Below are 25556 nucleotides of genomic sequence, written 5' to 3' on the forward strand. Positions count from 1 at the left end.
CTGTCTCTTGTGCTGGAAGATAGACCGGATTCCCCAAAAGAGAAGGCAGGCCGGATAGTTCTCCGGCCTGCCTTGAAAGATCGTTCGAAAGAGGATCAGAATTCAGACCACTCTTCCTTCACGGCAGCGACGCTTGCCGCCTTGCCGGAAAAAGCTCTGGCGACGGTGGAGCGCAGCGCATTGGCCGGAGATGCGGCCGGACGGGCTTCCGCCGATGCCGCGACAGGACGCGATGCAGCGGAAGGCGAACCGCCGACGTTGAACTGCCGAAGCAGGGCATCAAGGGCCTGGGCTTCCTGGGCGAGCTTGTGGCTTGCTGCAGTCTGCTGTTCCACCATGGCGGCATTCTGCTGAGTGCCCTGATCCATGGTGTTGACCGAAGTATTGATCTCCTGCAGCCCCGTGGACTGCTCGCGGGTGGAGATGACGATCGCGTGCAGGTGCTCGTTGATCTGCTGCACCTCTCCTACAATGGCCGCCAGTGCTTCCCCGGTCTCGCCAACCAGAGCCACGCCGGCATCCACCTGCTGGCTGGACGTGGTAATGAGCGACTTGATCTCCTTTGCCGCATTGGCCGAGCGCTGCGCAAGTTCGCGGACCTCCTGAGCAACAACGGCAAAACCCTTGCCTGCATCGCCTGCGCGGGCTGCCTCGACGCCGGCATTCAGGGCAAGCAAGTTGGTCTGGAAGGCGATATCGTCGATGACGCTGATGATGTTGATGATCTCGCCGGAAGATTTCGAGATCTGCTCCATCGCCGAGACCGCGCGACGAACCACCTCACCCGATTTCTCCGCGCCGATACGGGCACGCTCGACACGCTGGCCAACGTCTTCGGCACGGCGGGCGGATTCCTTTACAGTCGTCGTCACCTCTTCAAGTGCTGCCGCCGTCTCTTCGACGGAAGCGGCCTGCTGCTCCGTGCGGCGGCCGAGGTCATCGGCAGCGGCGCGGATTTCAGCGGAACCGGCGCTGATGGCGGACGCATTTTCGCCGACCGCCCGAAGGGCTGCCTGCAGCTTGTCGAGCGCCTGGTTGAAATCGGTGCGAAGCCGGTCCAGGCGGCTCGCGAAGGGCTTTTCGAGGCGATAGGCGACATCGCCATCGGCGAGGTTCGCGAGGCCGGTCGCAAGCGAGTCCATGGCGAACTCGATCTCGGCAGCTTCGCGAGCCTTCTGAGCATCATTGGCAAGACGATCCCGCTCGGCAGTCTCCCGCAAAGCGTCCGTATCGTGAGCAAGACGCAGTTTTTCGATAGCCGCATCCTTGAAGACGGCAACGGCCTTGGCCATCCGACCGACCTCGTCGCCGCGGTCCAGAGCCGGCACGTCGATATCGTTATTGCCACCGGCAAGCTGGGTCATGGCCTCGGTCATGCCGACGATCGGCGTGACGATGGCGCGGGAGAGAGCCCAGACAAGTCCGGCAGCGATGAGGCCGGCAAGTCCGCCGCCGATCAGCAGCGTGAGGAGCAGGTCACGATGCGCGCCGGCCTGGGCGTCCTGCAAACCGGTTGTCAGAGCCAGTGCCTGCTTCTTGATCTTGGCCGCTGCATCGCGGAAGCCGTCAAGCTGGCCTTTGGCCTGATTGCGGCCGATCTCGATCACTTCATCGATCGGCTTGTCGGTGTTCTTGCGCGCATCCAATTGCGGTACGGTGAGTTGGGTATGGAAAACATCCGCAGCCGTCCGCATCTCGTCCAGCGAAGCGATCAGGTCGGGCATGCCGGCAGCCGCCGTCCTGGCGGCATCGATTGCGGCGATCATCCTGTCACGATTGTTGAAGACGTCATTATAGGTGCTGTCGCTTTTGAAGAGCAGGAAGCCGCGCTGGTTCACGGCCTGCTCCAGCATGGCCTCCAGCGCATTCTCCACCTGGGTCAGGACGGTCTGCGAGGCGACCTGCTGCGCCGAAGCACGGCTGGATTTCAAGGCCTGCCAATAAACACCGGCTGAGGCCAGGAGGCAGACGGACATCAAAGCTACGAAGGTGGTGATCAGCTTTTTATTGAGGGAAAGATTCTTAAGTGACATGACTACTTTCGCTTTTCTCGGATGACACGGCTCGAGCGTCTCCTCCGCGTGCCAGAAAAGCTCAAGTCGATTAAAATTGCGTTGAACATGCCGCTTAAGTTTTCACCCGCGACATACTTGCCAGGGACAGCAGAGCCGGGCATTGACTGCCGGTATGTCCAACACTTCTGAAAATCAGCGCCTCGACCAGCTTTTGGTATCATCGGGACTCTTCGAAAGCCGGTCTCGAGCGCGCGACGCGATTACCCGAGGCACCGTTACCGTCAATGGCCAGGTCATCACCAGGGCCGGGCAGACCTTTCCGGGGGATGCCACAATCACCGTAGACGATCCGGCCAAGGCCTATGTCTCCCGCGCGGCACTGAAGCTGGTCTCGGCGCTCGACCACTTCGAGCTCGATCAGAAGGGCAAGACCTGCCTCGACATCGGTGCATCGACCGGAGGATTTACCGAGGTCCTGCTGCAACGGGGAGCCGCACATGTCACCGCGATCGACGTGGGGCACGGCCAGATGCACGGACGGATCGCCGGCGACCCGCGTGTCACCAATATCGAAGGGCTGAATGCACGCAACCTTACCGCGGACGACCTTGGCGGCAAGGTGATCGATTTCGTCGTTTCGGACGTTTCGTTCATCTCGCTGAAGCTGGCACTGCCTCCGGCATTGAACCTTGCCCGGCACGGCGCCATATGCGTGCTTCTCGTCAAGCCACAGTTCGAGGCCGGCCGCGAAGCGATCGGCAAGGGCGGCCTTCTGCGGGATCCGGACACCGCTCCCATTGTGGCGGCAGAACTTGAACGCTGGCTGGTGGAAGACATGGGCTGGACGAGCCTCGGCCTCATCCCCTCCCCCATTGCCGGCGGCGACGGCAACCAGGAATTCCTGCTTGCAGGGCGGAAACCATAATGAGCACAGAAACGGTGAAGATCACACGCCTCGGCACGCAGGGCCACGGCATCGCAGAGGGCGCGCAGGGACCGATCTACGTACCCTATGCGCTGCCGGGCGAGACGGTGGCGATTGCCCGCAACGGCGGCCACGGCACGCTGATATCGATCACGGAGACTTCGACCGACCGCATCGCGCCCCTCTGCCGGCATTTCGATCCGGATCGCGATGCCTGCGGCGGCTGTTCGCTGCAACATCTGGCGGATGCGCCCTATCGCGCCTTCAAGCGTGACCTCGTCATCGAGGCGCTGAGATCCAGGGGGCTGACGCCGGAGGTCGGTGCGCTCATCGCCGCACATCCCGGCGAACGGCGGCGCGTCGTCCTTTCCGCCCGGAAGACGGAGAAGGATTTTCTCATCGGCTTCAACCGTGCCGAGACCAACCATATCGTCTCGATCGAAGAGTGTCCGATCGCCTCGCAAGGAATCATGGCGCGGCTCGGAGCAATCCGGGCGATCGGGCAGGCACTTGCGACCGGCTCCGAGACCTTCCGCATCACGGTGCTCGAAACGCTTTCCGGCCTCGATCTTGCCGCCGACGGCCTGAAGCCGCTTTCCGACAAGCAGCGCCGCACCGTGACCGAGACCGTGCTCAGCCTCAAGGGGATCGCCCGTGTCTCGGTGAACGGCGAGGTGGTCATCGAGCCGCAGAAGCCGGTGATCGACTTCGGCGGCGTGAAGGTCGCGCCGCCGCCGGGCGCCTTCACCCAGGCGACGAAACCGGCTGAGGACGCGATGGCCGAGCTGGTGCTTTCCCATGTCGGCAAGGCAAAACGCGTGCTGGACCTTTTCGCAGGTTCGGGCACGTTTGCGCTGCGACTGGCCCGAACCGCCAAAGTGCATGCCGCCGAAGGCGAGGAAAAGCCGCTGAAAGCCCTGGAGCATGCGGCTCGCAACACGCAGGGCCTGAAGCCTGTGACAATCGAAAAACGCGATCTCTTCCGCCGGCCGATGATGGTTCAGGAACTGAAGAATTATGATGCCGTCGTCTTCGATCCGCCGCGCGCCGGCGCCGAGGCGCAGGTGAAAGAGCTTGCCCGCTCCACCGTGAAGACGGTCGCAGCGGTGAGCTGCAATCCGGCGACGCTCGCCCGCGACCTCAGAACCCTGGTCGACGGCGGCTATCGCATCAAATCCGTGACACCGATCGACCAGTTTCTCTGGTCGCCGCATGTGGAAGCAGTGGCGCTGCTGGAGAGATAATTCCTAATAATCCAAATCGAGCCGGCCGGTGCCGACGACGTTCGGGCAGCGGCAGGTCCCGCCGACACGGCCGGCGCTCGCCCTGCAGACATAAGGGCTCGTGCGATCGTCGCTCTGGCGCGGCGGCACGACGCAGACATAACGTTGCGGCCGCGGTGGACGATCGTCGGTGCGTGACTGGGTATTCCCCTGATACTGGATCAACGACATGACAGCACCGCCGCCAGCCGTCGAGAACTCGCCGGCACCGGCGGCAGAGCATGAGATCAGCAGGATCGACAGGCCCGACAGGATTCTGCGCATGGAATCTCCCCCTTTTCAGGAGGAATCTAGCGCTGCTCATGCACCAAAAGAAGACGGTGGCCAGAATTTCCCGAGCGGCAGCGTTAACGCCGCATGAAGGCTTCGAAGGCTGCGCGCGCCTCGGCACTCCTGAGTTGTGCGGTGAAATGCACCAGCTCTTCGTCCATCCGGGCCAAAAGAGCGTCGCCATTGCCCTTCATCAGGTTACGGGTGATCTTCAGCGCATGCGGCGGCTTCTTCGCGAGGCTGTAGGCCAGAGCCAGGGTCTCCTTCTCCACGGCTTCCGGCTCCACCACCTTCCAGATCAGGCCTGCGGCACATGCGGCTTCGGCCGAGATACTTTCGCCGGCCACCAGCATGGCGAAGGCGCGCTGATGCCCCATTACCCGAGGCATGAGCAGGCTGGACCCGGCTTCAGGAACCAGTGCCAGATCGACGAACGGGGTTCTGAACAAGCTGCGCGAGGAGGCAACCGTCATATCGCAATGCAGGTTAAGCGTGGTGCCGATGCCGATCGCCAATCCGTCGACGCCGGAAACCAGCGGCTTCTCGATTGTCGCAAGCGCCTGCAGAAACTCGAACGCCGCCGGTGGCCCGCCGCCTTCCTTCAGCGCAAAATTCAGGAAGTCGCCCAGATCGTTGCCCGCGGAAAAGCAGCCTTCCGTGCCAAGAAAGGCAACGACGCGAACGGCCTGATGATTGGCGGCCTCGTGCAGGGCCTGCGTCATCCGCACATACATGGCCGTGGTGATGGCGTTCTTCTTTTCCGGCCGGTTGAACCGGATCACCATGACGCCCGGATGGGTTTCGGGATGCTCTACAAGGATATGGTCGTCGCTCACCGGCAGTCTTCCTCTCAGGCAAGAATGGCGCGGGCGGCTTCGAGGCTCGCTGCGCCGGAGATAACACGATCCTTGAGCGCCGAGGTCTCGGCGAGCAGGTTTTCCGCCATGAAGCGGCAGAGCGCAACGCGCTTTTCCATGCCGCCGTCACCGATATCCACCAAGGCGCCTTTCGCAAGGTAGCAGCCGGTGAGCGTCAAGCCGAACAGGCGCTGATAGGGTGTCGCCCCGGCGAGCGCATCGGTGATTTTTCCGTCGGCCTGCGCCTCCAGGAGCCAGTTGGTAGCGGCCTCCAGCGCGGCGACTGCGGCGCGCAGCCGGTCGCCGCTTTCACCTAAAGCCGTTTCGTTCGAGGCGGCGACGCTCTCGGCGATCTCTTTCAACTCGCCAATGAAACCGCGTATGTGCTCACCGGATGACAGCGGCAGCTTTCGGGTGACCAGATCGATCGCCTGGATGCCGTTTGTACCCTCGTAGATCGGCGCTATGCGAGCGTCGCGCAAGTAACGGGCTGCACCCGTTTCCTCGATGAAACCCATGCCGCCATGCACCTGGATGCCCAGCGAGGCGACCTCGACCCCGATATCTGTCGCGAAGGATTTGGCAACCGGCGTCAGAAGTGCGGCCCGCTCGGACCAGTGGCGAGCTTCGTCGCCTTCAGTGTGATGCGACATGTCGATTGCGTAGGCGCAGGCATAACAGATGGCGCGTGCCCCTTGCGTCAGCGCTTTCATGGTGACCAGCGTGCCGGCAATGTCGGGATGTTCGATGATCGGGCTCATATCCCCCCGCTGGCCCTCGCCAGTCCAGCCAGGCGCCCTGCCCTGCGTCCGCTCATGGGCATAGGCGACTGCCTTCTGGGTCGCTGCCTCGGCGATTGCAACGCCTTGCATGCCGACCGCAAGGCGAGCGTTGTTCATCATGGTGAACATGCAGGCAAGCCCCTTGTTCTCCTCGCCGATCAGCCAGCCAATCGCGCCCTTCTCTTCGCCGTTTTCCGGGTGGAACCTGCCGTCGCCATAGATCATCGTGCAGGTCGGTGCGCCATGAATGCCGAGCTTGTGCTCGATCGAATGACAGAAGACGTCGTTGCGGGCGCCGAGCGAGCCATCGTCATCGACCAGGAATTTCGGCACGAGGAACAGCGAAATGCCGCGCGTACCAGCCGGCGCATCGGGTAGCCGCGCCAGAACGAGATGGATGATGTTGTCGGCGGCGTCATGCTCGCCCCAGGTGATGAAGATCTTCTGGCCGAAGATGCGATAGGTGCCGTCACCGCGACGCTCGGCACGGGTCTTCAGGACGCCCAGGTCGGAGCCGGCATGCGGCTCGGTGAGGTTCATGGTGCCGGTCCATTCGCCGGACACCATTTTTTCGAGATATTTCTCCTTGAGCACTTCGCTGCCGTGAGCGGCGATGGCCTCGATCGCGCCCATGGTGAGCGTCGGCGCCAGCGCGAAAGCCATGGACGCGGAATTCCACATTTCCAGAGCGGCAACGTTCAGCATGTGCGGCAGATGCTGGCCGCCGAAGGCTTCCGGCGCGGTCAGCCCGTTCCAGCCGCCCTCCCGCCAGTGGCGGTAGAGTTCGGGCCAGCCGTCCGGTGTCTTCACCTCACCGCCGATGAGCCGGGCGCCCTGTTTGTCGCCAATTTCGCCGAGCGGCGCTATCTCATTGGTGGCGAACCGTCCCGCTTCGTCCAGAATAGCATTGACCAAGTCGGAACTGAGGTCGCCGAACCGGCCGATCTCCACGGCATCCGCAAGGCCTGCCACATGGTTCAGCGTGAAGGCGATTTCCTCGACCGGTGCCTTATACATGATGCTCCTCCTCGTCGGCGCATTCAGCCAATTTCGGTTATTCCCCTCCTGCTTTTTACGTAAACGTAAATGGAATTGTCAACGCTCACGCGAATCCGAAAAACACGGCAAGTGACCGGGTCACGGAAATCATCGTCTCATCATCAATACGGCCGAAGACTTTTCCCAGTTTATCGCGCCTTACAGTCATCGTCTTGTCGACCATGATCTGCGAAGGCTTGTTAAGCGCATTCGTGGCATCTGGCTGCACTGTAAGGCGAACAAGGGGCGCATTCACCAGCGTGCTGGAAAGCAGCAAAACTGTAAGGGTGTCTGTCTCGTCGAACAGATCAGATTGGACTATGAGCGCGGGGCGCGGCTTGCCGAAATCGCCGGTTAAGGCGACCGTGACGAGATCCCCTCTTTGCATCACGGTTCACCGAGATCTGCCAGAGCCTCATCCAGAAAATTCAGCAGATCGGGATCTGCAGCGTCCGCTGCTGCGACCACTCTCGATTGGCGGCGGCACTCTTCTGCAAAACCTGGACGTCGCGTATCAGGCACCCAAATTTGCAGCGGCCGCAAACCGGCCGCCCGAAGACTTTCGCGACGCTTCCTGACGCGCTCACTTACCGAAGAAGGCATATCACAATACTCCGACAATCCGTTACATGTAACACACGGCTGCACGTCTTTCAAGGGCCTGATGACCCTTTAGAGAATCTTGTTGAAACCAGCGTTACACAAGGGGCTTAAGGAGATGCCTCATGCTTCCGGATTCATCACCCATGTCGCTCGTTGCTCCTGCCATCCCGGGCCTTGTCTGGGCCTATCACTTTCGTCCTGGCTCAGCCCCCTGCACCCGCCTGCCGATCGATGTGGCGCGCAGCGACCTCGATGTCAGCGAAGGCTTTCTCTGGCTGCATCTCAATCTCGCCGACACGCGAGTCAATGCATTCCTCGAGAACTTTCCGGGCCTGACGCCGCCGGCCTTCACGGCACTTACCACTCATGACACGCATGCGGCGATCACGCTTGACGAGCAGCTCGTCTACGGCACGCTGGTCGATTTCCAGCGGGAATTCGACAGCGAGACCCGCGATATCGGCTGGCTGCACTTCTTCGTCTCCGACAGGGTGATCATCACGACGCGCCTGCAGCCGCTCCGGTCCGTCGATCGGATGCGAGCGGCGATCGAAAAGAATGCCTCCCGCTACAGACGTCCGATCGACGTGTTCGAAACCCTGGTCGCCGAATTCCAGCGCACGCTGATCAGCCTCGTGATGGAGCTCACCGAAGAACTGAACCTCATCGAAGATTTCGTCTACGACAATACGCCGCGCGACGAGCGCCGCCGGCTCGCCCCCGTGCGGCGCACCGTGGTTCGGCTGCACCGGCACCTCAGAACCGTGCTGACACTGATGCGCCGCGCCGCGGCGGCCGACGACGACGAGATGCCGCCCGGTTTCGACGACGTGGCTTCGCGGCTGGTCGGCCGGCTGGAGGCGGTGGATCACGATGTTTACGCACTGCAGGAACGTGCCCGGCTGCTGCATGAGGAAATTGACTCGAAGCTCTCCTCCGAGACGAACCGGCACCTCTACATTCTGTCGCTGATGACGGCATTCCTGCTGCCGCCAACGCTGGTCACCGGCTTCTTCGGGATGAACACCTCGTCCCTTCCTTTCGCAGAAGGCACGAACGGCACCGGCTACGCCCTCAGCCTGATAGGCGTGTCGGTGCTTGCTGCCTGGTGGCTGCTGAGGCGCACCGGTATTCTCTGACCCGATCAAATGAAAAGCCCGCCCGGCTTGTGCCGGACGGGCCTTCAAAGCTACGCCTGATGATAGGCCTCAGTAATAAGGCGAATAGCAGGGCTGACGCGGGCCGTTATAGGGCTGGAACGTGTTGGAATAGGAATCGTAAGAACGATAGCGGGCGGAACACCATTCATAGTGACGCGGATTGAGGCCACCGCTATAGGACGGCGCCGGAGCCACGTAGCGCGGCTGCGAGGCAATGGCACCGCCGATGATTGCGCCGGCGCCAAACGCCGCCAACGGGAACCAATAGCCGTTGTAGTAACGATGGTGTGGCCGGCGGTCGCGATAACCACGATAGCCATTGTAATAACCGTCTCGGTAGCCATTCCTATACGCGTCGCGGCGCCAGTGACGGCGCTCCCACCGATCATGGCGGTCCCGGTATTGTACCTGGGTCACATCCGACCTTTCCGTAACCGCGGCCGGAGCCGCGGGAAGCGGCATAGCCTGAGCCGGCATCAGGGAGCCAGCCAGAACGGCGACGGAAATACCAGCGGCGGCGATCTTCCTGAACAGCGTCATATCAAGTCTCCATACCCTGTTGTTATCTTTTCTTTCAATTCTCTGCGCCAAGCAGCGTCTCTTATATCAGACGGCTGAACTTCACAGCGACCCTAGGGAATTCATCCTGAATGCGCGATTAACGCTTCCGACAGAAAACCCGGCCCGGGCCGCGTGCCCGAACCGGGTTCCATATCCAGCCCCGGAAAGCTTCACCGATATGGCGAAATGCATTGTGCGCGCACGCCAACGCGCGGCACGTAGGTATTGTCGTACGCACGATAGGTGCGATAGCGGCTCTCGCACCAGGCGACATGCCGGCTGGAATAACCGGCGCGATCGTTTGCAATCGCCCCGCCGATGATCGCCCCCGTGGCAAAGGCTGCCAGCGGGAACCAGAAGCCGTTGTGATAGCGATAACCCGGCCGGCGGTCGCGATAACCGCGATGGCCGTTGTACCAGCCGTACCGTGCGCGGTCACGATGCCAATCGCGACGATCTCGATATTGGACCTGCGTTATGGTGGTCGAGGTTGAAATGCCGGAGATCGGCTGCGTCTGGAAAGCCTGAGCGGGAGTAAGGCTCGTGAGCGCTACGGCAAAGGCTGCCGCAACCGTGGTCAAACGCAAACGAATGGCATTCATCCTGATGTTTCCCTGTGCTTAATTTCACTTGGGAACAACGCGGATGCGGAAGCTTGGTTCCTCGGGAACCCGGACCCAGGCCGATCACGAACGAGCGATCTGCCCGCCGGCAGGAATGTCACGCCACGATCGAAAGCTTCGCCTGCTCATCCCCCTGCAGGCGGTTGACCATGAAGTTCGAATACCACTCGACGAACTGCATGACGCCGCCCTCGTGGACCGCCGAGTAAGGCCCCGGCTCATAGGCCGGCGAGCGGATGCCGAAGGCGTTCTCCTCGACGATCTGACGGTCCTGATCGTTGGTCATGTTCCACACATGCGTCAGTTCTTCGAGATCGTAATCGACGCCTTCGACCGCATCCTTATGGACCAGCCATTTGGTGGTGACCGCCGTTTCCTCCGGGCCGAGCGGCGTGACGCGGAAGGAGATCGCGTGGTCGCCCAGCATATGGTTCCAGGTGGTCGGATAGTGGAAAAGCAACATGGTGCCGATGCCGTCGATCGTCACGCCGTCTGAAAGCTGGCGGACGACGGCCTTCCTCCCCGACATGGTGTAGCTTTCAGCGCCTTCGATCAACGGCATGCGGGCGACGCGGAACTGGCCATCCGGAGATATCCGGAACTCGCTCGGCAGATTGGCCGCCTCGCAGCGCCGCCAGTGTTCGGTGATGACGGGATCGTCAATGGCGCCGGCCACACCGCTGACAGTCGGCGCTTCCGGGAAAGTGCGGCAGAGCTCCGGGTGATTGCCGGGGCAATGATAGCATTCGCGGTTGTTCTCCCAGACGAGCTTCCAGTTGCCTTTTTCGATGATCGTCGATTGGTGGGCGACCTTGGCTTCCGAGAGGCGATGCGGCGCCATATAGGGCTCGATGGCCGCGCGGACCGATGCGAAGTCCGGCGCCTCGTTGGCGAGGCAGATGAAGATATAGCCGGCGACGCTTTCGCAATGGACCTTCTTCAAACCGAACTGGCTTTTGTCGAAGTCCTGGCCCATCTGGCGGGCGGCCATCAGCGAGCCGTCGAGCTCGTAGGTCCACTGGTGGTAAGGACAGACGAGGCGGACTGCCGAACCGCTCTCCTTGGTGCAGACCCGGCTGCCGCGATGGCGGCAGGTATTGTGGAGCGCCCGGATCCGGCCGTCGCGACCGCGCACGATGACGACCGGATAATCTCCGATCTGCAGCGTGAAATAGCTTCCGGCCTTCGGCAGTTCGCAATCGTGGCCGACGAACAGCCAGTCACGGTACCAGATCATTTCGAGGTCGAGCTTGTAATAGTCCGGGTCGGTATAGAAGGCCTGTTCGAGGCTGAAGCCTTCACGGCGGCTCTTCAATTGCCGCAGGACCTGACTGCGAATTTCCATCTTGCCTTCCTCGTCAATGCTACCTTCAAGCGGCCTGCGGAAAGGACATGGAAAAACCAGCCGGCCTCAGCCTGCCAGTCTCCTTGTCCGAACGCCCGCCGCGATCGGTCAAAATCTCGTTCACTTCAGGCTGGTTTCCGGGCTCAGGAGCTGTCCCTTGCGGGACTGGCCTGGCGCCTTCCCGGGCAGCCTTTGCGGCTCTTTCCCAGTGGCTTCCGCCAGGCCTTCGAGCTCCACCACCGTTGCGGGGGCAGCGCCGGGCTTCGACCGGCTTCCCAATTCTCCGCCCCTCCCTAGCGGGGCGGCACCTTGAGCTTGAGGCGGATATAACCATCCCCCAAACTTGCCGCATAGATGACATTGCGACATCGGCAACCGCATTGACGACGGCCTTTCTCAAGCCTCGCGAAAGGGAAACTCGTCATTAAGTGTTGAATCCTAAAATCCCGGCCTCAATGGGAGCGGCGCCATCGTGCAGGCAAAGGCAAAGATCCGCTACTTCGAAGCTCCTCCGCCGGCTCCTCCTGTTCCGGCGGCGACAAAAACGACCGTGCATTCGGAATTTCTGCGGACCGGGCGCATCACACGCTACAAGCCAATCTGGGCGCCGGAGGAACGCCGTTATCTCAGTTACACCGAGGTCGCGGAACGCACAGGCAAGCGATTGGAGGCCGCAGGCGAAAAAAGCCACGAGCGGATCAACGCCTTCCACCGCTCGATCCAGTTCCCTAAGGTCATCTTCCATCGCACGCTCGATGACCGTCCGCATCTCGGCTATTGCCACGTGACGGCCGCCCGGACTCTCCTCGCGTCTCGCGTGCCGGTGCGCTGGTCTTTCTACATCGCCAATTTCTTCTCTGAGATCGGTGAGGAGGAAGAGAAATTCTTCGAGCGCATCAGCCATATGAATGCGCGTATGTATTTCGCGGTCGCGATCGAAAGCGAGCCCGGCCAGCCTTTCCGGATCAACCGCTCGATCCGCAGGAACGGGCTCCTGTTCAGGACCCACGATCCGATGGAAGCGATCAAGAACGTGCTGATGCTCGGTGCTTCAGGCGACGCGCTTCGCGAAATCATCAAAAAGCTTTGACGGCGGACGAGTCCGCGTTATTGACGGCGAACATGACAGCCGAAATCATAGACATCACCACGGATCGCGAAAAGGCGCTCGAGCGCGCCTGTGCCGTCCTGGCAGACGGTTTTCCTGTCGCGATCCCGACCGAGACGGTTTACGGACTTGCGGCAGACGCCACCAATCCCGCCGCCATCACCCGAATCTACGAGACCAAGGGTCGGCCGCGCTTCAACCCGCTGATCTGCCACATGTCCGACCTCGCCATGGCCGAGCGCTATGCGGTCTTCGACCCCGTCTCGAAAAAGCTTGCCGAGACCTTCTGGCCCGGACCGCTGACGCTGATCCTGCCTTTGAGGCCCGAAAGCGGCATCCACTCGCTGGCGACGGCCGGGCTCGACACGGTCGGCATCCGCCTGCCGAAGGGTTTTGCCGCCGACCTCATCCGCGCCTATGGCAAACCGCTCGCCGCCCCCAGCGCCAACACGTCCGGCGGAGTAAGTCCGACGAGCGCCCGGCATGTGGCGGACGACCTGGGCGACAAATTGAAGCTCGTCATTGACGGCGGCGCAGCACCGGTCGGCGTTGAATCGACCATCCTTCGCGTCGAAAGTGGCGCACTCCGGCTGCTGCGGCCCGGCGGGGTTGCCGGAGAGGAAATAGAAACGGCAACGGGGCTGACCGTCATCCGGCCTGAAGGTCCCGCAGCGATCATCGAGGCGCCCGGCATGCTTGCCTCCCACTATGCGCCGGGTGCGAGCGTGCGGCTCAACGCCGATCATGTCGAGCCGGGCGAGGTGTTGATCCGCCTCGGCGCGGTTCCGGTGAAGGGAATCGAACAGGCCGCTGCAATTTTCGACCTCAGTCCCTCCGGCGATCTTGCCGAGGCGGCCGCAAATCTGTTCGATTACCTGAAGCGCGCCGATGCGACCGGTGCCACCCGTATCGCCGTCACACCCATTCCGGGTCACGGTCTCGGCGAGGCGATCAACGACCGGCTGGCCCGCGCCGCAGCGCCGCGGAAATAAGAGGAGACGCCGATGGACATTTCGGGACCCAAACCAGAGCTTCTCGACCGCTTTGCGGCGATCGTCGGCGAAAACCATGTGCTGCGCGACCAGCAAGACCTCGCGCCGCATCTCATCGAGGGCCGTGGACTTTACCAAGGCTCCTCGCCAATGCTGCTCAAGCCGGGCTCCACGCAGGAGGTTTCGGCAGTCCTCAAGCTTGCAAGCGAAACCGGCACGCCGATCGTGCCGCAGACCGGCAATACCGGCCTTGTCGGCGGCCAGACCCCACGCACCGGCGGCAATGACCTGATCGTCTCGCTTGAACGCATGAACCGCATCCGCGATGTGGATCCGGTCGCCAATGTGCTTGTTGCCGATGGCGGCGCAATTCTTGCCGATGTGCAGAAGGCGGCAGAAGCGGTCAACCGGCTGTTCCCCTTGTCGCTCGGCTCCGAAGGTTCCTGCCGCATCGGCGGCAACCTTTCCACCAATGCCGGTGGTACGGCCGTGCTCGCCTACGGCAACATGCGCCAGCTCTGCCTCGGCCTCGAGGTGGTGCTCCCGACGGGAGAGATCTGGGACGGCCTGCGACGGCTCAAGAAGGACAATACCGGTTACGACCTGCGTGACATGTTCATTGGTGCTGAGGGAACTCTCGGCATCATCACCGGCGCGGTGCTGAAGCTTTTTCCGCAGCCTGTCGGCCATCAGGTGGCGCTCGCCGGCCTCAACTCGCCCGAGGATGCTCTCAAACTCTTCGAACGGGCCTCGAACCTCTGCGGCACGGCGCTGACCGGCTTCGAACTGATGCCGCGCATCGGCATCGAGTTTACCACCCGCCATATCGAAGGCGTGCGTGACCCTCTTTCGGATCTGCATCCCTGGTACGCCCTGATCGACATCTCCACTTCCGATTCCGCCGAGACGGCGCAGACCATGGTTCAGTCGCTGCTCGAACAGGGATTCGAGGCAGGTCTCATACGCGACGCGGTGATTGCCTCCTCAGTCGCCCAGCAGAGGGCACTCTGGCATATGCGGGAAAGCATGTCGGACGCCCAGAAGCCGGAGGGCGGCTCGATCAAGCACGACGTTTCCGTGCCGGTCTCGAAAATCCCGTCCTTCATGGCGGAGGCGGACAAGGCGGTGGTGGCAGCCGTTCCCGGCGCCCGCATCTGCGCCTTCGGCCATCTCGGTGACGGCAACATCCACTACAACATTTCCCAGCCGGTCAGTGCGGACATGAAGGCCGACAAGGCCGCCTTCATCGCCCGCTGGCGGGAAGTCAACGAGATCGTGCATGGTATCGTGCTCGCTGCCGGCGGCTCCATCTCCGCCGAACACGGTATCGGCCAGTTGAAGCGCGACGAACTCGCCCATATCCGATCGCCGATCGAAATGGACCTGATGCGACGCATCAAGAGGGCTTTCGATCCGGCCGGCATCATGAATCCCGGCAAGGTGCTCGTTCCATGAGCCGGGCGCCGAAGACGACGATCCGCATCGACCTCGACAATGGCGTGCGACTCGGCCCGGGCAAGGCGCAACTCCTCGAACTCATCGCCGAGCACGGTTCGATCCGGGCAGCCGGCGCGGCAATCGGCATGTCCTACCGGCGTGCCTGGCTGCTCGGCGACGAAATCAACCGGATGTTCCGGGAGCCGTCGATTTCCACCCGCCACGGAGGAAAAAACGGTGGTGGGGCCGGTCTCACCGAATTCGGCCGGGAGTTGCTCTCCCGTTACCGGCGCATGGAAGAGGCAAGCCGCGACGCGATGCGCGCCGATCTCGACTGGTTGGCGGCCAATACGGATCTGAATTTCGACTCGTCCGACAAGAGCGACGAAACCTGAAGCCCGACCGGCCCAGCACCCGCCTTAGCCCATCCTGATCTGAGACAGTGCCCAGAGCGTATCGGCACTGATGCCGGCTGAACTGCCGCTGAGAATATCTGCCGCCGACGCGGTCGTCGTGGCGTTGCTCTCGATGTCGTACATGACGGTGAACCGCCTGATCAGCTTGTCGAGCTTTTCCGGGTCGGACAAATCCTCGAGATCGAGATTCTTCTCGACCAGTTTCGCCTGCTGATCGACGTCCATATTGCCGATCTCCTCCGGCAGGCTGAACGTGATACGGAAGAACTCCATCAGCGCCTCATCGCCGAGGATGACATAGGGATCGGTGATGGTGTCGGCCATGCGCTGGAAATAGAGTGCCAGGCGGACACCCGCGTTTTCCTCGCCTTCCTGGGTTTCAAGCAGCTGCCGTATATAGTTGCTCTCGGTCGCAGCGATCTCGCCGCCGTTCTGGGCCTTGCCGGCAGCGCTGCGGTCGATGTCACCCTTGGCATCGAAGTTGAAGGTGCCGACGATCTGGGCAAATCTCTTGTCCGTTTGCGTATTGACGAAACTCGCCGGGTCGCTCAGATCGGAATTGAAGGCCTGTTTCAGGAAGTCGTCCGTCACCGTCGAGGGGTCTATCCCTTTCGAGGTCAGGAGGATATCGAGCAGCTTGCGGTCCGCCAGCAATTCATCGCGGCTGTCGATGCGCTGCATGGTTTCGGTATAGTATTTCGTTTCTTCCTCGGCCTTCTTCTTGGCAGCTTCCAGCTCATCGCCCTCAAGGAAGCGGGTCTTGCGCAGGATATAGTCCCTGGCGACATTGGTGATCGCCGCATTGGACTGGGCAAGCACCGGCGCGGTCACATCGCCATCCTTGCCGAAATTGAACAGCTTCGCGAGCGTGATGAAGCGCTCGTCCTTCAGCTGATAGATATAGCTGTCCGGATCGGAGAGGTCGCTCTTCAATGCGTATTTGATCGTCAATTTCGAGACGGAAGAGGGGTCGAGGCCGACTGCCTCCAGGGCGAACTCATAACTGGTCTGCGCGTCGCTGCTCAGGAAATCGTCAAGTGTTTCGATGGCCGCGAGGTCCAGTTTGTAGAACTTGATCGTCTTTGCAAGATCCTCTTCCTGCTTGTCATCCCAGCGGCTGAAATAGTTGCTGCGGGTCTTGCTGGTCTGCTGGGCGGTCTGGGCTTCACCGGCCGCAACCGTGCCGTCCGTATTGAAATTGAAGGCTTTCGCCAGTTCCAGATATTGCGGCCGGTCCTTGCCGTAGACATTGGCGTAGCTGTCGGGATCGTCGAGATCGCTGGTCAGAATCTGGTCGATCGTCGATTTTACGATATAGCTCTCGTTCAAGTCGAAGGCCGATTTTATGTACTGCAGGATACGCGGATCGTCTATCAGATCGGTGACGTTCGTCGCCGTCGCGATCTTCTGCTCGAAGAGTTCCTGATTGAACATCGCTTCGGCATGCGTCACCTGCGTCTGCTTGTTGAAATAGCCGCCCACGATTTCCTGCAGCTTTTCCGCTGTTACGGCGCCGTCGGCCGGGACGGTACCGTCCGCATTGAACTGGAAATCCTCGGCGAGGGATTTCATCACTTCCAGGTAGGCGGCATCAGACTTTGTACCGCTGATGATCTTCGCCAGTTCGGCGCGCCGCTGGGCCGACTGCTCGACGGGAACCAGCTTGGCATTCAACTCTTCAAGACGGGGTTGCTGCTCTTCGAAACTGGCCTGATCCTTTGCGATCAGCGCCTCCGTCTCGGTCAGTTGCGTCTGCAAAGCGTCGATCTCAGGCTGCAGAACATCGGGATCGCCACCATTGTCCAATTCATCCTGCTTGGCGGCGATCTGGGCCTCAAGATCGGCCTTCAGCTGCTCCCCCAACGCAATCGAGTCCTGAAGTTCGAGAATCCCTTCCCGTTCCTCCAGTTCGGCGTCCTCGGCCACTGCGGCATCGTATTGGTCCAGCCGGCTGCCGTAAGCGGTATTGTAGTAACTGCCCGGATCATCCGGATCGCTGGTCAGCACGCCGCGGATGGCGGTGTAATTGTAGTATTTCCCATCAATGCCATAGGCAGTGAACATATATTCGCGCAGCCGGTCGTTCCTCAGGAATTCATCGACATTGTCGATGTTGCCGGTCGTCCCGAGCATCACCTGGAAGTATCGTGTGTCTTCCTCGATCTTGTCCGACTGCGAGGCGATCGTCTGATCATAGGTATCGAAGAGCTCTTCCATCTGGCCGTCCGATTGGGCGACAGCGACATCCGAGGTGGACGAACCGAAGTTGAATGCAGCGGCGAAATCCTTGTACCGATCATCGGTGAGGCGGTTGGCGAAGCTGTTATCATCGCTGAGATCGCTTTCCAGGACCTGCTTCATGAAGGCCTTGGCATAGATCATCTCATCCAGACCGTAGGCGGTCATGGCGTAGGAATAGAGCCGATAGTTGTCCAGGAATTCGTCGACCGTTTTTATCTTGCCGATGTTTTCCTGGTAATATTTCGAATCGTTGGCGACGGTGGTCTGGTTGGCAACCTGCTTCAGGCTTTTCTGGAGATCGCGATTGACGAGATCGAAAGTCAGATAGGTCGATACCATGGACAGGCCCCGCGAGTCGGAATGATGCTGCCGCAAGCATTGCAGGATAGCCTTGCCCGTGGCTTTTCAAGCTTCGGCCCGACAATCTCTTCTGTCCCGCGCCTGTACAATTTCTGCGATTCACTTTCCGGAAACCCAAAGGGGTGCGCTTTCGCTAACCATTCAGGCAGGCAAAGCTTCCTTAACCGCGATTTTTAAGCAGTCTCGAACATGCCAGCCCTATGCTCCAACTGCAGAGGACAAAAGTCCCGCAGAGAAACCGGCAACGGCTCTCAGGTAAAACAAGGGTAGCATACCGATGACCAACACTGTTCTGAAGCCCATATGGGCAGGGTCGACATTGAGGCTCGATCCGTCTCGTTTCCCGCAGCAGGTTACCTATGCGCTGCGCGAGACATCAGGAGATGTCACTATCACCATCGACGAGCGCGGCGCCGTGCTGCGCAAGATCCTTCCCTCGAGCGGCCTGCCGCTCTCCTTCGCTCTCCCTGCCCGCGCGTTCAAGGGTGTCGCCGCGCGTGCCATCGACCCCGGTGACGGCGAAGTGACCGTCACACTGGAACTCCATCACGAAGATCCGGATCTCTGCATCCCGCTTCTGGTCGCCCACGACCTCTGCGACATCGCCGCCGACTGGCGGAGCTGGTCGGATGCGTTCCGCATCCCGATGCTGATGGTGGAAGCCGACGGCATTGCCCGCCCGCTCGAAAACCATATCGGCGATGTGCGCTCGAACGGCACGGCTGCACGCCGCCGCCATTCCTATTTTGCCGGCCGCCGCCCCCGTTTCCTGGTCCGCCGGACCACCGGCAGCCTGGGTGTGACGATGAAAATCGAAGGCAAGGAGATCATTGCGCGCCGCTGAGGCCTTGTTTGTCCCTTTGGCCTCCGCCGCTCGCGATAAGAAAGAAGCCCGACCCTCAGCCGGTCGGGCTTCTTTCCTTTTGAAGACTAAACGGCAAGCGACAGGACAAGGCCCAGGAACAGGGTCGTGCCGACGTGGTGGTTGAACTTGAAAAGTCTCAGGCACTGTTCGGCATTGTCGATGTCGAGGATGAGCACCTGCCAGGCGAACATGATCGCCGCTGCGAGAAGGCCGAGATAGGCGAAGAACCCGACGCCGGCTGCGGCAAAGGCAAAGATCAGGAAGAGCAGCGTGAAACCGTAAAGGCCAATCAGCCACCGCTTGGTATCCTCGCCGAAGAGGCGTGCCGTCGAGCGTACGCCGATCAGCGCATCGTCCTCCTTGTCCTGATGAGCATAGATCGTGTCGTAACCGATCGTCCAGGAGATGGCGGCAAGATAAAGCCAGAGAGGCGCCCATGACAGGCTGCCAAAGACGCCGGCCCAACCCATCAGCGCGCCCCAGGAGAAGGCAAGGCCCAGGAAGAATTGCGGCCAGTCGGTAAAGCGCTTGGCGAAGGGATAGACCGCCACCACGCCGAGCGACAGGATGCCAAGCACGATCGTAAAGGCGTTGAACTGGATCAGCACCAGAAGACCGACAAGCGCCTGCACTGCCAGAAACACCTTGGCCTCAAAACGAGACACACGGCCAGACGGCAGAGGGCGCGATCGGGTGCGCGCCACCTCCATATCGATATTGTGATCGACAAGATCGTTATAGGTGCAGCCGGCACCACGCATGGCGACTGCGCCAATAAAGAACAGGATCAGATGGAAAAGAAAAAGCCCGAGGGAAAACATCCCCTCGTCCTGCGCGGCATTGGCCGCGAGCGCCGCCGACCAGAAGCACGGCCACATGAGGAGCTGCCAGCCGATCGGCCGGTCCCAGCGGGCAAGCTGTGCATAGGGCCAGGCCGGCCGCGGCAGAACGCGGTAGACCCAGTTGTCCGAAGGGGCGTCAGCCACGCGGCCCGTAAAATCGTCGGCATTCGTCATGCCGAGGTTCTAGCGCCCGCCGGAGCCGGCGGTCAAGCGGGGCGGAAACGCCCCGCTTCCCGACCATTCAGACCGCGACCCTGTCGAGCGGCACGCGGCGCTGTTCGAAGGCCTTCAGCTCCGCCTCGCGCTCGTAGATATAGTTCCGATTGTCGGGAACGGTGGTGCGCTTCTTGACGATCTGCATCTGGAAGATGAAGAAGTTCTCGTGGGTGAAGGCCATTTCCGAACCGGCGAGATAGAACTCCCACATGCGCACGAATCGCTCGTCGTAGATGGCGGCCGCCTTCTCCTTGTTCGCCATGAAGCGCTCACGCCAGTGGCGCAGCGTATAGGCATAGTGCATCGGCAGGATTTCGATGTCGGAGACGAGCAGGCCCGCCTTTTCGACAGCCGGCATCACCTCGGCGATCGAGGGAATGTAACCGCCCGGGAAGATGTATTTCTCGATCCAGGGATTGTTGTAGATCGCCGGATAGGGCTGGCCGATCGAGTGCAGCACCATGACGCCGTCATCGGCCAGCACGTCATTCACCTTGTTGAAGAACTTGCGGTAGTTCAGCCGGCCCACATGTTCGAACATGCCGACGGAGACGATGCGGTCGTATTGGCGCGGCGGCAGGTAGTAGTAGTCCTGCAATTCGAAGCGGACGCTGTTGGCAAGTCCGCGCTTGGCGGCGCGCTCGCGGGAGATCTTGAGCTGTTCCGTCGACAGCGTGATGCCGGTGACATCGACGCCTGATGATTCGGCGAGATACATGGCCATGCCGCCCCAGCCCGAACCGATTTCCAGCGCCCGCTGGCCGGGCTCGGCAAGCAGTTTCGCAACGATATGGCGCTTCTTGGCTACCTGCGCCTCATCCAGCGAAACGCCCGGCGGATTGAAATAGGCACAGGAATACTGCCAGTCCTCGTCCAGAAACAGCGAGAACAGCCTCTCGTCCAGATCATAATGATGGGCGACGTTCCGCCGGTTGTGGTTGACCGGCACGCGGTTGCGGAACTGCGATGCCACCATCCGCGCAACGCCACGCAGGATCATCCCGAAGGTCAGGCCCTCACGCAGCGTATTGTCCTTGATGAGCGCGAGGAACTCGTAGATATCGCCCTCTTCGACGCGCAGCCGGCCATCCATATAGAGTTCGCCGAGCTTGAGTTGCGGATCGCTCACAAGTTCCCGTTCCGCCGCTTCGTCCACAAAACGGATGGTTACTGCCCTGCCTCCTCCTCCGCCGTAGCGCTGCTCGCCACCCGAGCCGCGAACTGTCAGGGTGCCGGTCTTGATGATTGTGTTGAAGAGATTGTGAAGGGACGAGGCCATGGACCCACCTCCATAGATACTAAGGCTGCCTTACTAAATCGAAAATCTAATAATTTCTCTGCGACTTTCAAGCACATTCCCGCCATGAAAATGACACAAAAAAACAGGCCGTCAAACCCATGCCTGACGACCTGCATCTTATGGTAGAAATTTTTAAAAAGCAGCCGAAAATTACCTGCGTTTCAAAGCTTCCGCGAGTGCGGCACCGAACGCGCCCTGCGAGGACGGCTTTTCCGTCTTCGCAAACTTCGGGCTGAGCGGCCTGCCGCGGTCTTCGCCGCGCGGCGCTGGCGCCGCCTCGCCGCCGTCCTTGCGCATGGTCAATCCGATTCGCTTGCGCTTCACATCGACTTCCACGACCCGGACCTTCACCACGTCGCCGGCCTTGACGACTTCATGCGGGTCCTTGACGAACCTGTCCGCGAGCTGGGAGACGTGCACCAGCCCGTCCTGGTGAACGCCGATATCCACGAAGGCGCCGAAAGCGGCCACGTTGGTCACGGTGCCTTCCAGCATCATGCCGGGCTTGAGGTCCCCGATCTCGTTGACCCCTTCCGCGAAGGTGGCCGTCTTGAAGCTCGGGCGCGGGTCCCGGCCCGGCTTTTCGAGCTCGGCAATGATGTCCTTCACCGTCGGCAGACCGAACTGCTCGTCAATGAACCTGCGCGGATCGAGCCCTTTCAATGTCGCGCTGTCGCCCATCAGGGTGCGCAGGTCGCGGCCACAGGCGGCCACGATCTTCTTGGCGACGCCATAGGCTTCCGGATGGACGGCGGAGGCATCGAGCGGCTCCTTGCCATTCGGGATGCGCAGGAAGCCCGCCGCCTGCTCGAAGGTGCGGTTGCCGAGGCGGGCGACCTTCAGCAGGTCCTTGCGGCTTCCGAACGGTCCGTTCTGATCGCGGTGCACGACGATCGATTCTGCAATCGAGCGGCTGAGGCCGGAAACGCGCGCAAGCAGCGGCGCGGACGCCGTGTTCAAATCGACGCCGACGGCGTTCACCGCGTCTTCGACCACCGCGTCCAGTGAGCGCGACAACTTCGTCTGGTCGACATCGTGCTGGTACTGGCCGACGCCGATCGATTTCGGCTCGATCTTGACGAGTTCGGCGAGCGGATCCTGAAGGCGGCGGGCGATGGAGACGGCACCGCGCAGGGAGACATCGAGCTGCGGGAATTCGGCGGCAGCTGTCTCGGATGCCGAATAGACCGAAGCGCCGGCTTCCGAGACGATCACCTTGGTCGGCTTGGTTCCCGAGGGAGACGCCGGCAGGTTCGCCAGCATGTCGGCCACCAGTTTTTCCGTCTCACGGCTGCCGGTGCCGTTGCCGATGGCGATCAGTTCGACATTGTGCGTGCGGATGAGTGCCGCGAGTTCCGCCTGGGTGCCGCGAACATCGTTCTTCGGCGGGAAGGGATAAACGGTCGTCGTGTCCAGCAGTTTGCCGGTGCCGTCGACAATCGCAACCTTGACGCCCGTGCGGATGCCCGGGTCGAGGCCCATCGTGGCGCGTGAGCCGGCGGGGGCGGCAAGCAGCAGGTCCTTGAGGTTTCGGGCGAAGACGTGGATCGCCTCCTCCTCGGCGCGCTCGCGCAGTTCCCGCATCAGGTCCAGCGACAGCGAGACCGAAAGCTTGACGCGCCAGGTCCAACCGGCAACGTCCATCAGCCAGCGATCCGCCGCACCCCTTTCGCGGATGTCGAAGGCAGCAGCCACGATGCGCTGCGCAGGCTTCACCGGTGACGGGTCGTCCTGATCCACTTCGATCGTCAGCGTCAGCGCTTCCTCGTTCCAGCCGCGCAGCATGGCGAGCGCCCGGTGGCCCGGCACCGTCGCCCAGCGTTCGGAATGGTCGAAATAGTCGGCGAACTTGGCTCCGGCCTCCTGCTTCCCGTCGACCACCTTTGCCTTGAGCACCGCACCGGCACGCATATGCTGGCGCAGCTTGCCGAGCAGGTCGGCATTTTCGGAAATCGTCTCGGCGACGATGTCGCGGGCGCCTTCCAGTGCCGTCTTCACATCGGTCACATCTCCCGTGACATAGGCCTCCGCCAACCTGGCGGGGTCGGCGGTACGATCGGCCCATATCGCGTCGGCGAGCGGCCCAAGCCCGCGCTCACGAGCGATCTCTGCGCGCGTGCGGCGCTTCGGCTTGTAGGGGAGATAGAGGTCTTCCAGTTCCGCCTTGGTCGTCGCCTTGCCGATCTTCGCCGATAACTCGTCGGTCATCTTGCCCTGAGAATTGATGGAATCGACGATCGTCGCCCGGCGGGCTTCCAACTCGCGCAGATAGACGAGGCGCTCCGACAAATTGCGCAGTTGCGTGTCGTCCAGCCCTCCCGTCACTTCCTTGCGGTAGCGCGCGATGAAGGGCACCGTGGCGCCCTCGTCGATCAACCCGATCGCGGCGGCAGCCTGTTCGGGACGGGCATTGATTTCCGCTGCAATCGCAGCGGCAAGGAAACGGAGATCGGCGGCCATGGGCGTCCTCGTTCAAATCGGGAGGCGCGACCATAGTCCAAGTTTGCGACAAGGCAACGTTGCCGATGCCTGGGTCCACAGGATGCGGTACAGATCGTGCCGAAACGAGGCAGGCTTCAACGATTGCTAACCACGGATTTGTGGAAAATAGGTGACTACCTCTCATCTTTACAAATCAGTGGCTACGTTTTCCAGGCCGCATGATGCGGTGAGCAATGGAGGTATGAATGCCTATGAAAGCTGCCAGGATGCTGGCACTGGAAACTGCGGTTGCAACCGAAGAGCTGGAATCCATCATTTCGTATCTCGACCAAAAACTGGACGACGCGTCGTCCCGAAACGAGCCGGTACCCTTTCTGGCCTACCGGAACCGGGTGATCTTCCAGACGACGCTGAACATCCGACAGGGCAAGATCTGGAGCCCGTCGCAATATTAGGACTGCCGTCAAAGGTCACGGGATGACGGTATCTCGTGACCTTTTCCCTTGACCTTTCCCGGCCCTCCCCTTAACCGCCCGGGAAAGCACAAGCGAGGATGAGGCATGAAGGTTCTCTTGATCGGTTCGGGCGGACGCGAGCATGCGCTCGCATGGAAGCTTGCCCAGTCGCCGAAACTCGGCAAGCTTTATGCGGCACCCGGCAATCCCGGCATTGCCGAACATGCCGAACTCGTGGGCCTCAACATCGATGATCACCAGGCGGTCGCCGCTTTCTGCCTCGACAAGGCGATCGGCCTCGTCGTGGTCGGGCCGGAAGCGCCGCTGGTCGCCGGCCTGGCCGATGATTTGCGCGCAAGGAACATCGCCGTTTTCGGGCCTTCTGCCGCGGCGGCTCAGCTCGAAGGTTCCAAGGGCTTCACCAAGGATCTCTGCGCCCGCTATGATATTCCGACCGGTGCCTATCGCCGCTTTTCCAACGCGGCGGAAGCCAGTGCCTATGTGAGGGAACAGGGCGCGCCGATCGTGGTGAAGGCGGACGGCCTTGCGGCTGGCAAGGGCGTCACCGTCGCCATGACGCTCGAAGAGGCGCTTGCCGCGATCGACGACTGTTTCGACGGCGCTTTCGGCGCAGCCGGTGCGGAAGTGGTGGTGGAAGCCTATCTCGACGGCGAGGAGGCAAGCTTCTTCTGTCTGTCCGACGGCAGGACCGCGTTGGCGCTCGCCACCGCCCAGGATCACAAGCGGGTCGGCGATGGCGATACCGGGCCGAATACCGGCGGCATGGGCGCCTATTCGCCGGCGCCGGTGATGACGCCCGACATGGTCTCCCGCACCATGAAGGAAATCATCGAGCCGACCATCCGCGGCATGGCGGACAGTGGTTATCCCTTCACAGGCGTCTTCTTTGCCGGGCTGATGATCACCGCCAAGGGGCCGGAGCTCATCGAATACAACGTCCGCTTCGGCGACCCGGAATGCCAGGTGCTGATGATGCGGCTGAAGAGCGATCTGCTCGACCTGCTTCACGCCGCCGCGACCGGAACGCTCGACAAGGTTTCGGCCGAATGGAGCGACGACGTGGCGCTGACTGTAGTGATGGCTTCGAAGGGCTATCCCGGCTCCTACGACAAGGACACGCCGATCGCGCACCTGCCGGAAACATCGGCTGGCGAGAAGATATTCCATGCCGGCACGGCGATGAAGGATGGCGCACTCGTGGCAACCGGCGGCCGCGTGCTCAACGTGACGGCCACCGGAAGAACGGTCGCGGAGGCGAAGACCCGGGCCTATGCGCTCATCGACAACGTGAAATGGGAAAACGGCTTCTGCCGCCGCGACATTGGCTGGCGCGCCGTTGCGCGCGAGAACTAAGGGGGCTGGCGCGCCGTTGCACGCGAGAACTAAGGGGCTGGCGCGC

Annotated in this window: 23 protein-coding genes and 1 riboswitch; of the genes, 10 read left to right on the forward strand and 13 right to left on the reverse strand. The window is 61.5% G+C overall.

Annotated features, from left to right (window positions below; translation table 11 throughout):
• Window positions 1-95: 95 nt before the first annotated feature.
• The gene (locus ABK249_RS00860; RefSeq protein ID WP_037158243.1) at window positions 96-2033 is read right to left on the reverse strand and encodes a methyl-accepting chemotaxis protein; all 1938 of its coding nucleotides are present in this window, start codon (window positions 2031-2033) and stop codon (window positions 96-98) included.
• A gap of 154 nt (window positions 2034-2187) precedes the next feature.
• Here ABK249_RS00860 and ABK249_RS00865 point away from each other — a divergent pair, with 154 nt between their 5' ends.
• Together ABK249_RS00865 and ABK249_RS00870 are read left to right on the forward strand one after the other, a co-directional pair.
• Entirely contained in the window at window positions 2188-2940 is a 753-nt protein-coding gene (locus ABK249_RS00865) for a TlyA family RNA methyltransferase (protein ID WP_037158245.1), read from the forward strand.
• Window positions 2940-4184 (forward strand): class I SAM-dependent RNA methyltransferase, encoded by a 1245-nt coding sequence (locus tag ABK249_RS00870; RefSeq protein ID WP_348861940.1) that lies wholly within the window; start codon window positions 2940-2942, stop codon window positions 4182-4184. The genes ABK249_RS00865 and ABK249_RS00870 overlap by 1 nt, the downstream gene beginning before the upstream one ends.
• A 3-nt stretch (window positions 4185-4187) precedes the next feature.
• On the opposite strand, the gene ABK249_RS00875 is transcribed toward ABK249_RS00870, so the two are convergent.
• From ABK249_RS00875 to ABK249_RS00895, 5 genes are all read right to left on the reverse strand, one after another.
• On the reverse strand, window positions 4188-4487 hold the full coding sequence (locus tag ABK249_RS00875; protein WP_348861941.1) for a hypothetical protein: 300 nt from the start codon (window positions 4485-4487) through the stop codon (window positions 4188-4190).
• A gap of 83 nt (window positions 4488-4570) precedes the next feature.
• On the reverse strand, window positions 4571-5329 hold the full coding sequence (locus ABK249_RS00880) for a crotonase/enoyl-CoA hydratase family protein (protein WP_348861942.1): 759 nt from the start codon (window positions 5327-5329) through the stop codon (window positions 4571-4573).
• Window positions 5330-5343: 14 nt separating this feature from the next.
• Window positions 5344-7149, reverse strand: coding sequence for an acyl-CoA dehydrogenase (locus ABK249_RS00885; RefSeq protein ID WP_348861943.1), 1806 nt, complete (start codon window positions 7147-7149; stop codon window positions 5344-5346).
• Window positions 7150-7234: 85 nt separating this feature from the next.
• Complete coding sequence (locus tag ABK249_RS00890) at window positions 7235-7558, reverse strand: type II toxin-antitoxin system PemK/MazF family toxin (RefSeq protein WP_227702056.1); 324 nt, start codon at window positions 7556-7558, stop codon at window positions 7235-7237.
• The gene (locus ABK249_RS00895) at window positions 7558-7773 is read right to left on the reverse strand and encodes an antitoxin MazE family protein (protein ID WP_081953014.1); all 216 of its coding nucleotides are present in this window, start codon (window positions 7771-7773) and stop codon (window positions 7558-7560) included. The genes ABK249_RS00890 and ABK249_RS00895 overlap by 1 nt, the downstream gene beginning before the upstream one ends.
• A 143-nt stretch (window positions 7774-7916) precedes the next feature.
• Here ABK249_RS00895 and ABK249_RS00900 point away from each other — a divergent pair, with 143 nt between their 5' ends.
• Window positions 7917-8912 carry a transporter gene (locus ABK249_RS00900; RefSeq protein WP_037159853.1) on the forward strand — a complete coding sequence of 332 codons (996 nt, stop codon included), beginning with the start codon at window positions 7917-7919 and terminating at the stop codon, window positions 8910-8912.
• 69 nt (window positions 8913-8981) lie between these two features.
• On the opposite strand, the gene ABK249_RS00905 is transcribed toward ABK249_RS00900, so the two are convergent.
• The 3 genes from ABK249_RS00905 to ABK249_RS00915 form a co-directional block, all read right to left on the reverse strand.
• Window positions 8982-9473 carry a BA14K family protein gene (locus ABK249_RS00905; protein ID WP_037158258.1) on the reverse strand — a complete coding sequence of 164 codons (492 nt, stop codon included), beginning with the start codon at window positions 9471-9473 and terminating at the stop codon, window positions 8982-8984.
• A 191-nt stretch (window positions 9474-9664) separates the two neighbouring features.
• Window positions 9665-10096 (reverse strand): BA14K family protein, encoded by a 432-nt coding sequence (locus ABK249_RS00910; RefSeq protein WP_348861944.1) that lies wholly within the window; start codon window positions 10094-10096, stop codon window positions 9665-9667.
• 118 nt (window positions 10097-10214) lie between these two features.
• Window positions 10215-11462: an aromatic ring-hydroxylating oxygenase subunit alpha gene (locus ABK249_RS00915; protein WP_348861945.1), complete on the reverse strand. Its 1248-nt coding sequence runs from the start codon at window positions 11460-11462 to the stop codon at window positions 10215-10217.
• Between the two features lie 111 nt (window positions 11463-11573).
• A riboswitch (cobalamin riboswitch) is annotated at window positions 11574-11789 on the reverse strand.
• 145 nt (window positions 11790-11934) lie between these two features.
• Between ABK249_RS00915 and ABK249_RS00920 the strand changes: the two genes are divergently transcribed.
• From ABK249_RS00920 to ABK249_RS00935, 4 genes are read left to right on the forward strand one after another with little or no spacing between them, the layout of a single operon-like run.
• The gene (locus ABK249_RS00920) at window positions 11935-12552 is read left to right on the forward strand and encodes a DUF6656 family protein (RefSeq protein ID WP_227702052.1); all 618 of its coding nucleotides are present in this window, start codon (window positions 11935-11937) and stop codon (window positions 12550-12552) included.
• Between the two features lie 32 nt (window positions 12553-12584).
• A complete protein-coding gene (locus ABK249_RS00925; RefSeq protein ID WP_348861946.1) occupies window positions 12585-13562 on the forward strand; it encodes an L-threonylcarbamoyladenylate synthase in 978 nt (325 codons plus the stop codon).
• A 12-nt stretch (window positions 13563-13574) separates the two neighbouring features.
• Window positions 13575-15017, forward strand: coding sequence for an FAD-binding oxidoreductase (locus tag ABK249_RS00930; RefSeq protein WP_348861947.1), 1443 nt, complete (start codon window positions 13575-13577; stop codon window positions 15015-15017).
• A complete protein-coding gene (locus ABK249_RS00935) occupies window positions 15014-15394 on the forward strand; it encodes a winged helix-turn-helix domain-containing protein (RefSeq protein ID WP_348861948.1) in 381 nt (126 codons plus the stop codon). The genes ABK249_RS00930 and ABK249_RS00935 overlap by 4 nt, the downstream gene beginning before the upstream one ends.
• A 24-nt stretch (window positions 15395-15418) precedes the next feature.
• On the opposite strand, the gene ABK249_RS00940 is transcribed toward ABK249_RS00935, so the two are convergent.
• Window positions 15419-17995 carry a DUF1217 domain-containing protein gene (locus ABK249_RS00940; protein ID WP_348861949.1) on the reverse strand — a complete coding sequence of 859 codons (2577 nt, stop codon included), beginning with the start codon at window positions 17993-17995 and terminating at the stop codon, window positions 15419-15421.
• A gap of 298 nt (window positions 17996-18293) precedes the next feature.
• Here ABK249_RS00940 and ABK249_RS00945 point away from each other — a divergent pair, with 298 nt between their 5' ends.
• The gene (locus ABK249_RS00945; RefSeq protein WP_348861950.1) at window positions 18294-18860 is read left to right on the forward strand and encodes a DUF6101 family protein; all 567 of its coding nucleotides are present in this window, start codon (window positions 18294-18296) and stop codon (window positions 18858-18860) included.
• Between the two features lie 86 nt (window positions 18861-18946).
• On the opposite strand, the gene ubiA is transcribed toward ABK249_RS00945, so the two are convergent.
• The 3 genes from ubiA to ABK249_RS00960 all read right to left on the reverse strand — a co-directional run bounded on the left by ubiA (window position 18947) and on the right by ABK249_RS00960 (window position 23699).
• Window positions 18947-19897, reverse strand: coding sequence for a 4-hydroxybenzoate octaprenyltransferase (gene ubiA, locus ABK249_RS00950; protein ID WP_037158273.1), 951 nt, complete (start codon window positions 19895-19897; stop codon window positions 18947-18949).
• A 67-nt stretch (window positions 19898-19964) separates the two neighbouring features.
• The gene (locus tag ABK249_RS00955) at window positions 19965-21218 is read right to left on the reverse strand and encodes an SAM-dependent methyltransferase (RefSeq protein ID WP_037158274.1); all 1254 of its coding nucleotides are present in this window, start codon (window positions 21216-21218) and stop codon (window positions 19965-19967) included.
• Window positions 21219-21389: 171 nt separating this feature from the next.
• The gene (locus ABK249_RS00960) at window positions 21390-23699 is read right to left on the reverse strand and encodes a Tex family protein (protein WP_348861951.1); all 2310 of its coding nucleotides are present in this window, start codon (window positions 23697-23699) and stop codon (window positions 21390-21392) included.
• A gap of 227 nt (window positions 23700-23926) precedes the next feature.
• Here ABK249_RS00960 and ABK249_RS00965 point away from each other — a divergent pair, with 227 nt between their 5' ends.
• Together ABK249_RS00965 and purD are read left to right on the forward strand one after the other, a co-directional pair.
• The gene (locus ABK249_RS00965; RefSeq protein WP_037158281.1) at window positions 23927-24136 is read left to right on the forward strand and encodes a hypothetical protein; all 210 of its coding nucleotides are present in this window, start codon (window positions 23927-23929) and stop codon (window positions 24134-24136) included.
• Window positions 24137-24241: 105 nt separating this feature from the next.
• Window positions 24242-25510, forward strand: coding sequence for a phosphoribosylamine--glycine ligase (gene purD, locus ABK249_RS00970; RefSeq protein WP_348861952.1), 1269 nt, complete (start codon window positions 24242-24244; stop codon window positions 25508-25510).
• Window positions 25511-25556 lie beyond the last annotated feature (46 nt).

The sequence above is a fragment of the Neorhizobium phenanthreniclasticum genome, assembly GCF_040066075.1.
GTDB lineage: Bacteria > Pseudomonadota > Alphaproteobacteria > Rhizobiales > Rhizobiaceae > Neorhizobium > Neorhizobium petrolearium.

Bases quoted from the DNA above. Each gene is read 5' to 3' on its own strand.
- ABK249_RS00860 (WP_037158243.1), bottom strand. From the start codon at position 2,033: ATGTCACTTAAGAATCTTTCCCTCAATAAAAAGCTGATCACCACCTTC.
- ABK249_RS00865 (WP_037158245.1), top strand. From the start codon at position 2,188: ATGTCCAACACTTCTGAAAATCAGCGCCTCGACCAGCTTTTGGTATCA.
- ABK249_RS00870 (WP_348861940.1), top strand. From the start codon at position 2,940: ATGAGCACAGAAACGGTGAAGATCACACGCCTCGGCACGCAGGGCCAC.
- ABK249_RS00875 (WP_348861941.1), bottom strand. From the start codon at position 4,487: ATGCGCAGAATCCTGTCGGGCCTGTCGATCCTGCTGATCTCATGCTCT.
- ABK249_RS00885 (WP_348861943.1), bottom strand. From the start codon at position 7,149: ATGTATAAGGCACCGGTCGAGGAAATCGCCTTCACGCTGAACCATGTG.
- ABK249_RS00890 (WP_227702056.1), bottom strand. From the start codon at position 7,558: ATGCAAAGAGGGGATCTCGTCACGGTCGCCTTAACCGGCGATTTCGGC.
- ABK249_RS00895 (WP_081953014.1), bottom strand. From the start codon at position 7,773: ATGCCTTCTTCGGTAAGTGAGCGCGTCAGGAAGCGTCGCGAAAGTCTT.
- ABK249_RS00900 (WP_037159853.1), top strand. From the start codon at position 7,917: ATGTCGCTCGTTGCTCCTGCCATCCCGGGCCTTGTCTGGGCCTATCAC.
- ABK249_RS00905 (WP_037158258.1), bottom strand. From the start codon at position 9,473: ATGACGCTGTTCAGGAAGATCGCCGCCGCTGGTATTTCCGTCGCCGTT.
- ABK249_RS00910 (WP_348861944.1), bottom strand. From the start codon at position 10,096: ATGAATGCCATTCGTTTGCGTTTGACCACGGTTGCGGCAGCCTTTGCC.
- ABK249_RS00915 (WP_348861945.1), bottom strand. From the start codon at position 11,462: ATGGAAATTCGCAGTCAGGTCCTGCGGCAATTGAAGAGCCGCCGTGAA.
- ABK249_RS00925 (WP_348861946.1), top strand. From the start codon at position 12,585: ATGACAGCCGAAATCATAGACATCACCACGGATCGCGAAAAGGCGCTC.
- ABK249_RS00930 (WP_348861947.1), top strand. From the start codon at position 13,575: ATGGACATTTCGGGACCCAAACCAGAGCTTCTCGACCGCTTTGCGGCG.
- ABK249_RS00935 (WP_348861948.1), top strand. From the start codon at position 15,014: ATGAGCCGGGCGCCGAAGACGACGATCCGCATCGACCTCGACAATGGC.
- ABK249_RS00940 (WP_348861949.1), bottom strand. From the start codon at position 17,995: ATGGTATCGACCTATCTGACTTTCGATCTCGTCAATCGCGATCTCCAG.
- ABK249_RS00945 (WP_348861950.1), top strand. From the start codon at position 18,294: ATGACCAACACTGTTCTGAAGCCCATATGGGCAGGGTCGACATTGAGG.
- ubiA (WP_037158273.1), bottom strand. From the start codon at position 19,897: ATGACGAATGCCGACGATTTTACGGGCCGCGTGGCTGACGCCCCTTCG.
- ABK249_RS00955 (WP_037158274.1), bottom strand. From the start codon at position 21,218: ATGGCCTCGTCCCTTCACAATCTCTTCAACACAATCATCAAGACCGGC.
- ABK249_RS00960 (WP_348861951.1), bottom strand. From the start codon at position 23,699: ATGGCCGCCGATCTCCGTTTCCTTGCCGCTGCGATTGCAGCGGAAATC.
- ABK249_RS00965 (WP_037158281.1), top strand. From the start codon at position 23,927: ATGCCTATGAAAGCTGCCAGGATGCTGGCACTGGAAACTGCGGTTGCA.
- purD (WP_348861952.1), top strand. From the start codon at position 24,242: ATGAAGGTTCTCTTGATCGGTTCGGGCGGACGCGAGCATGCGCTCGCA.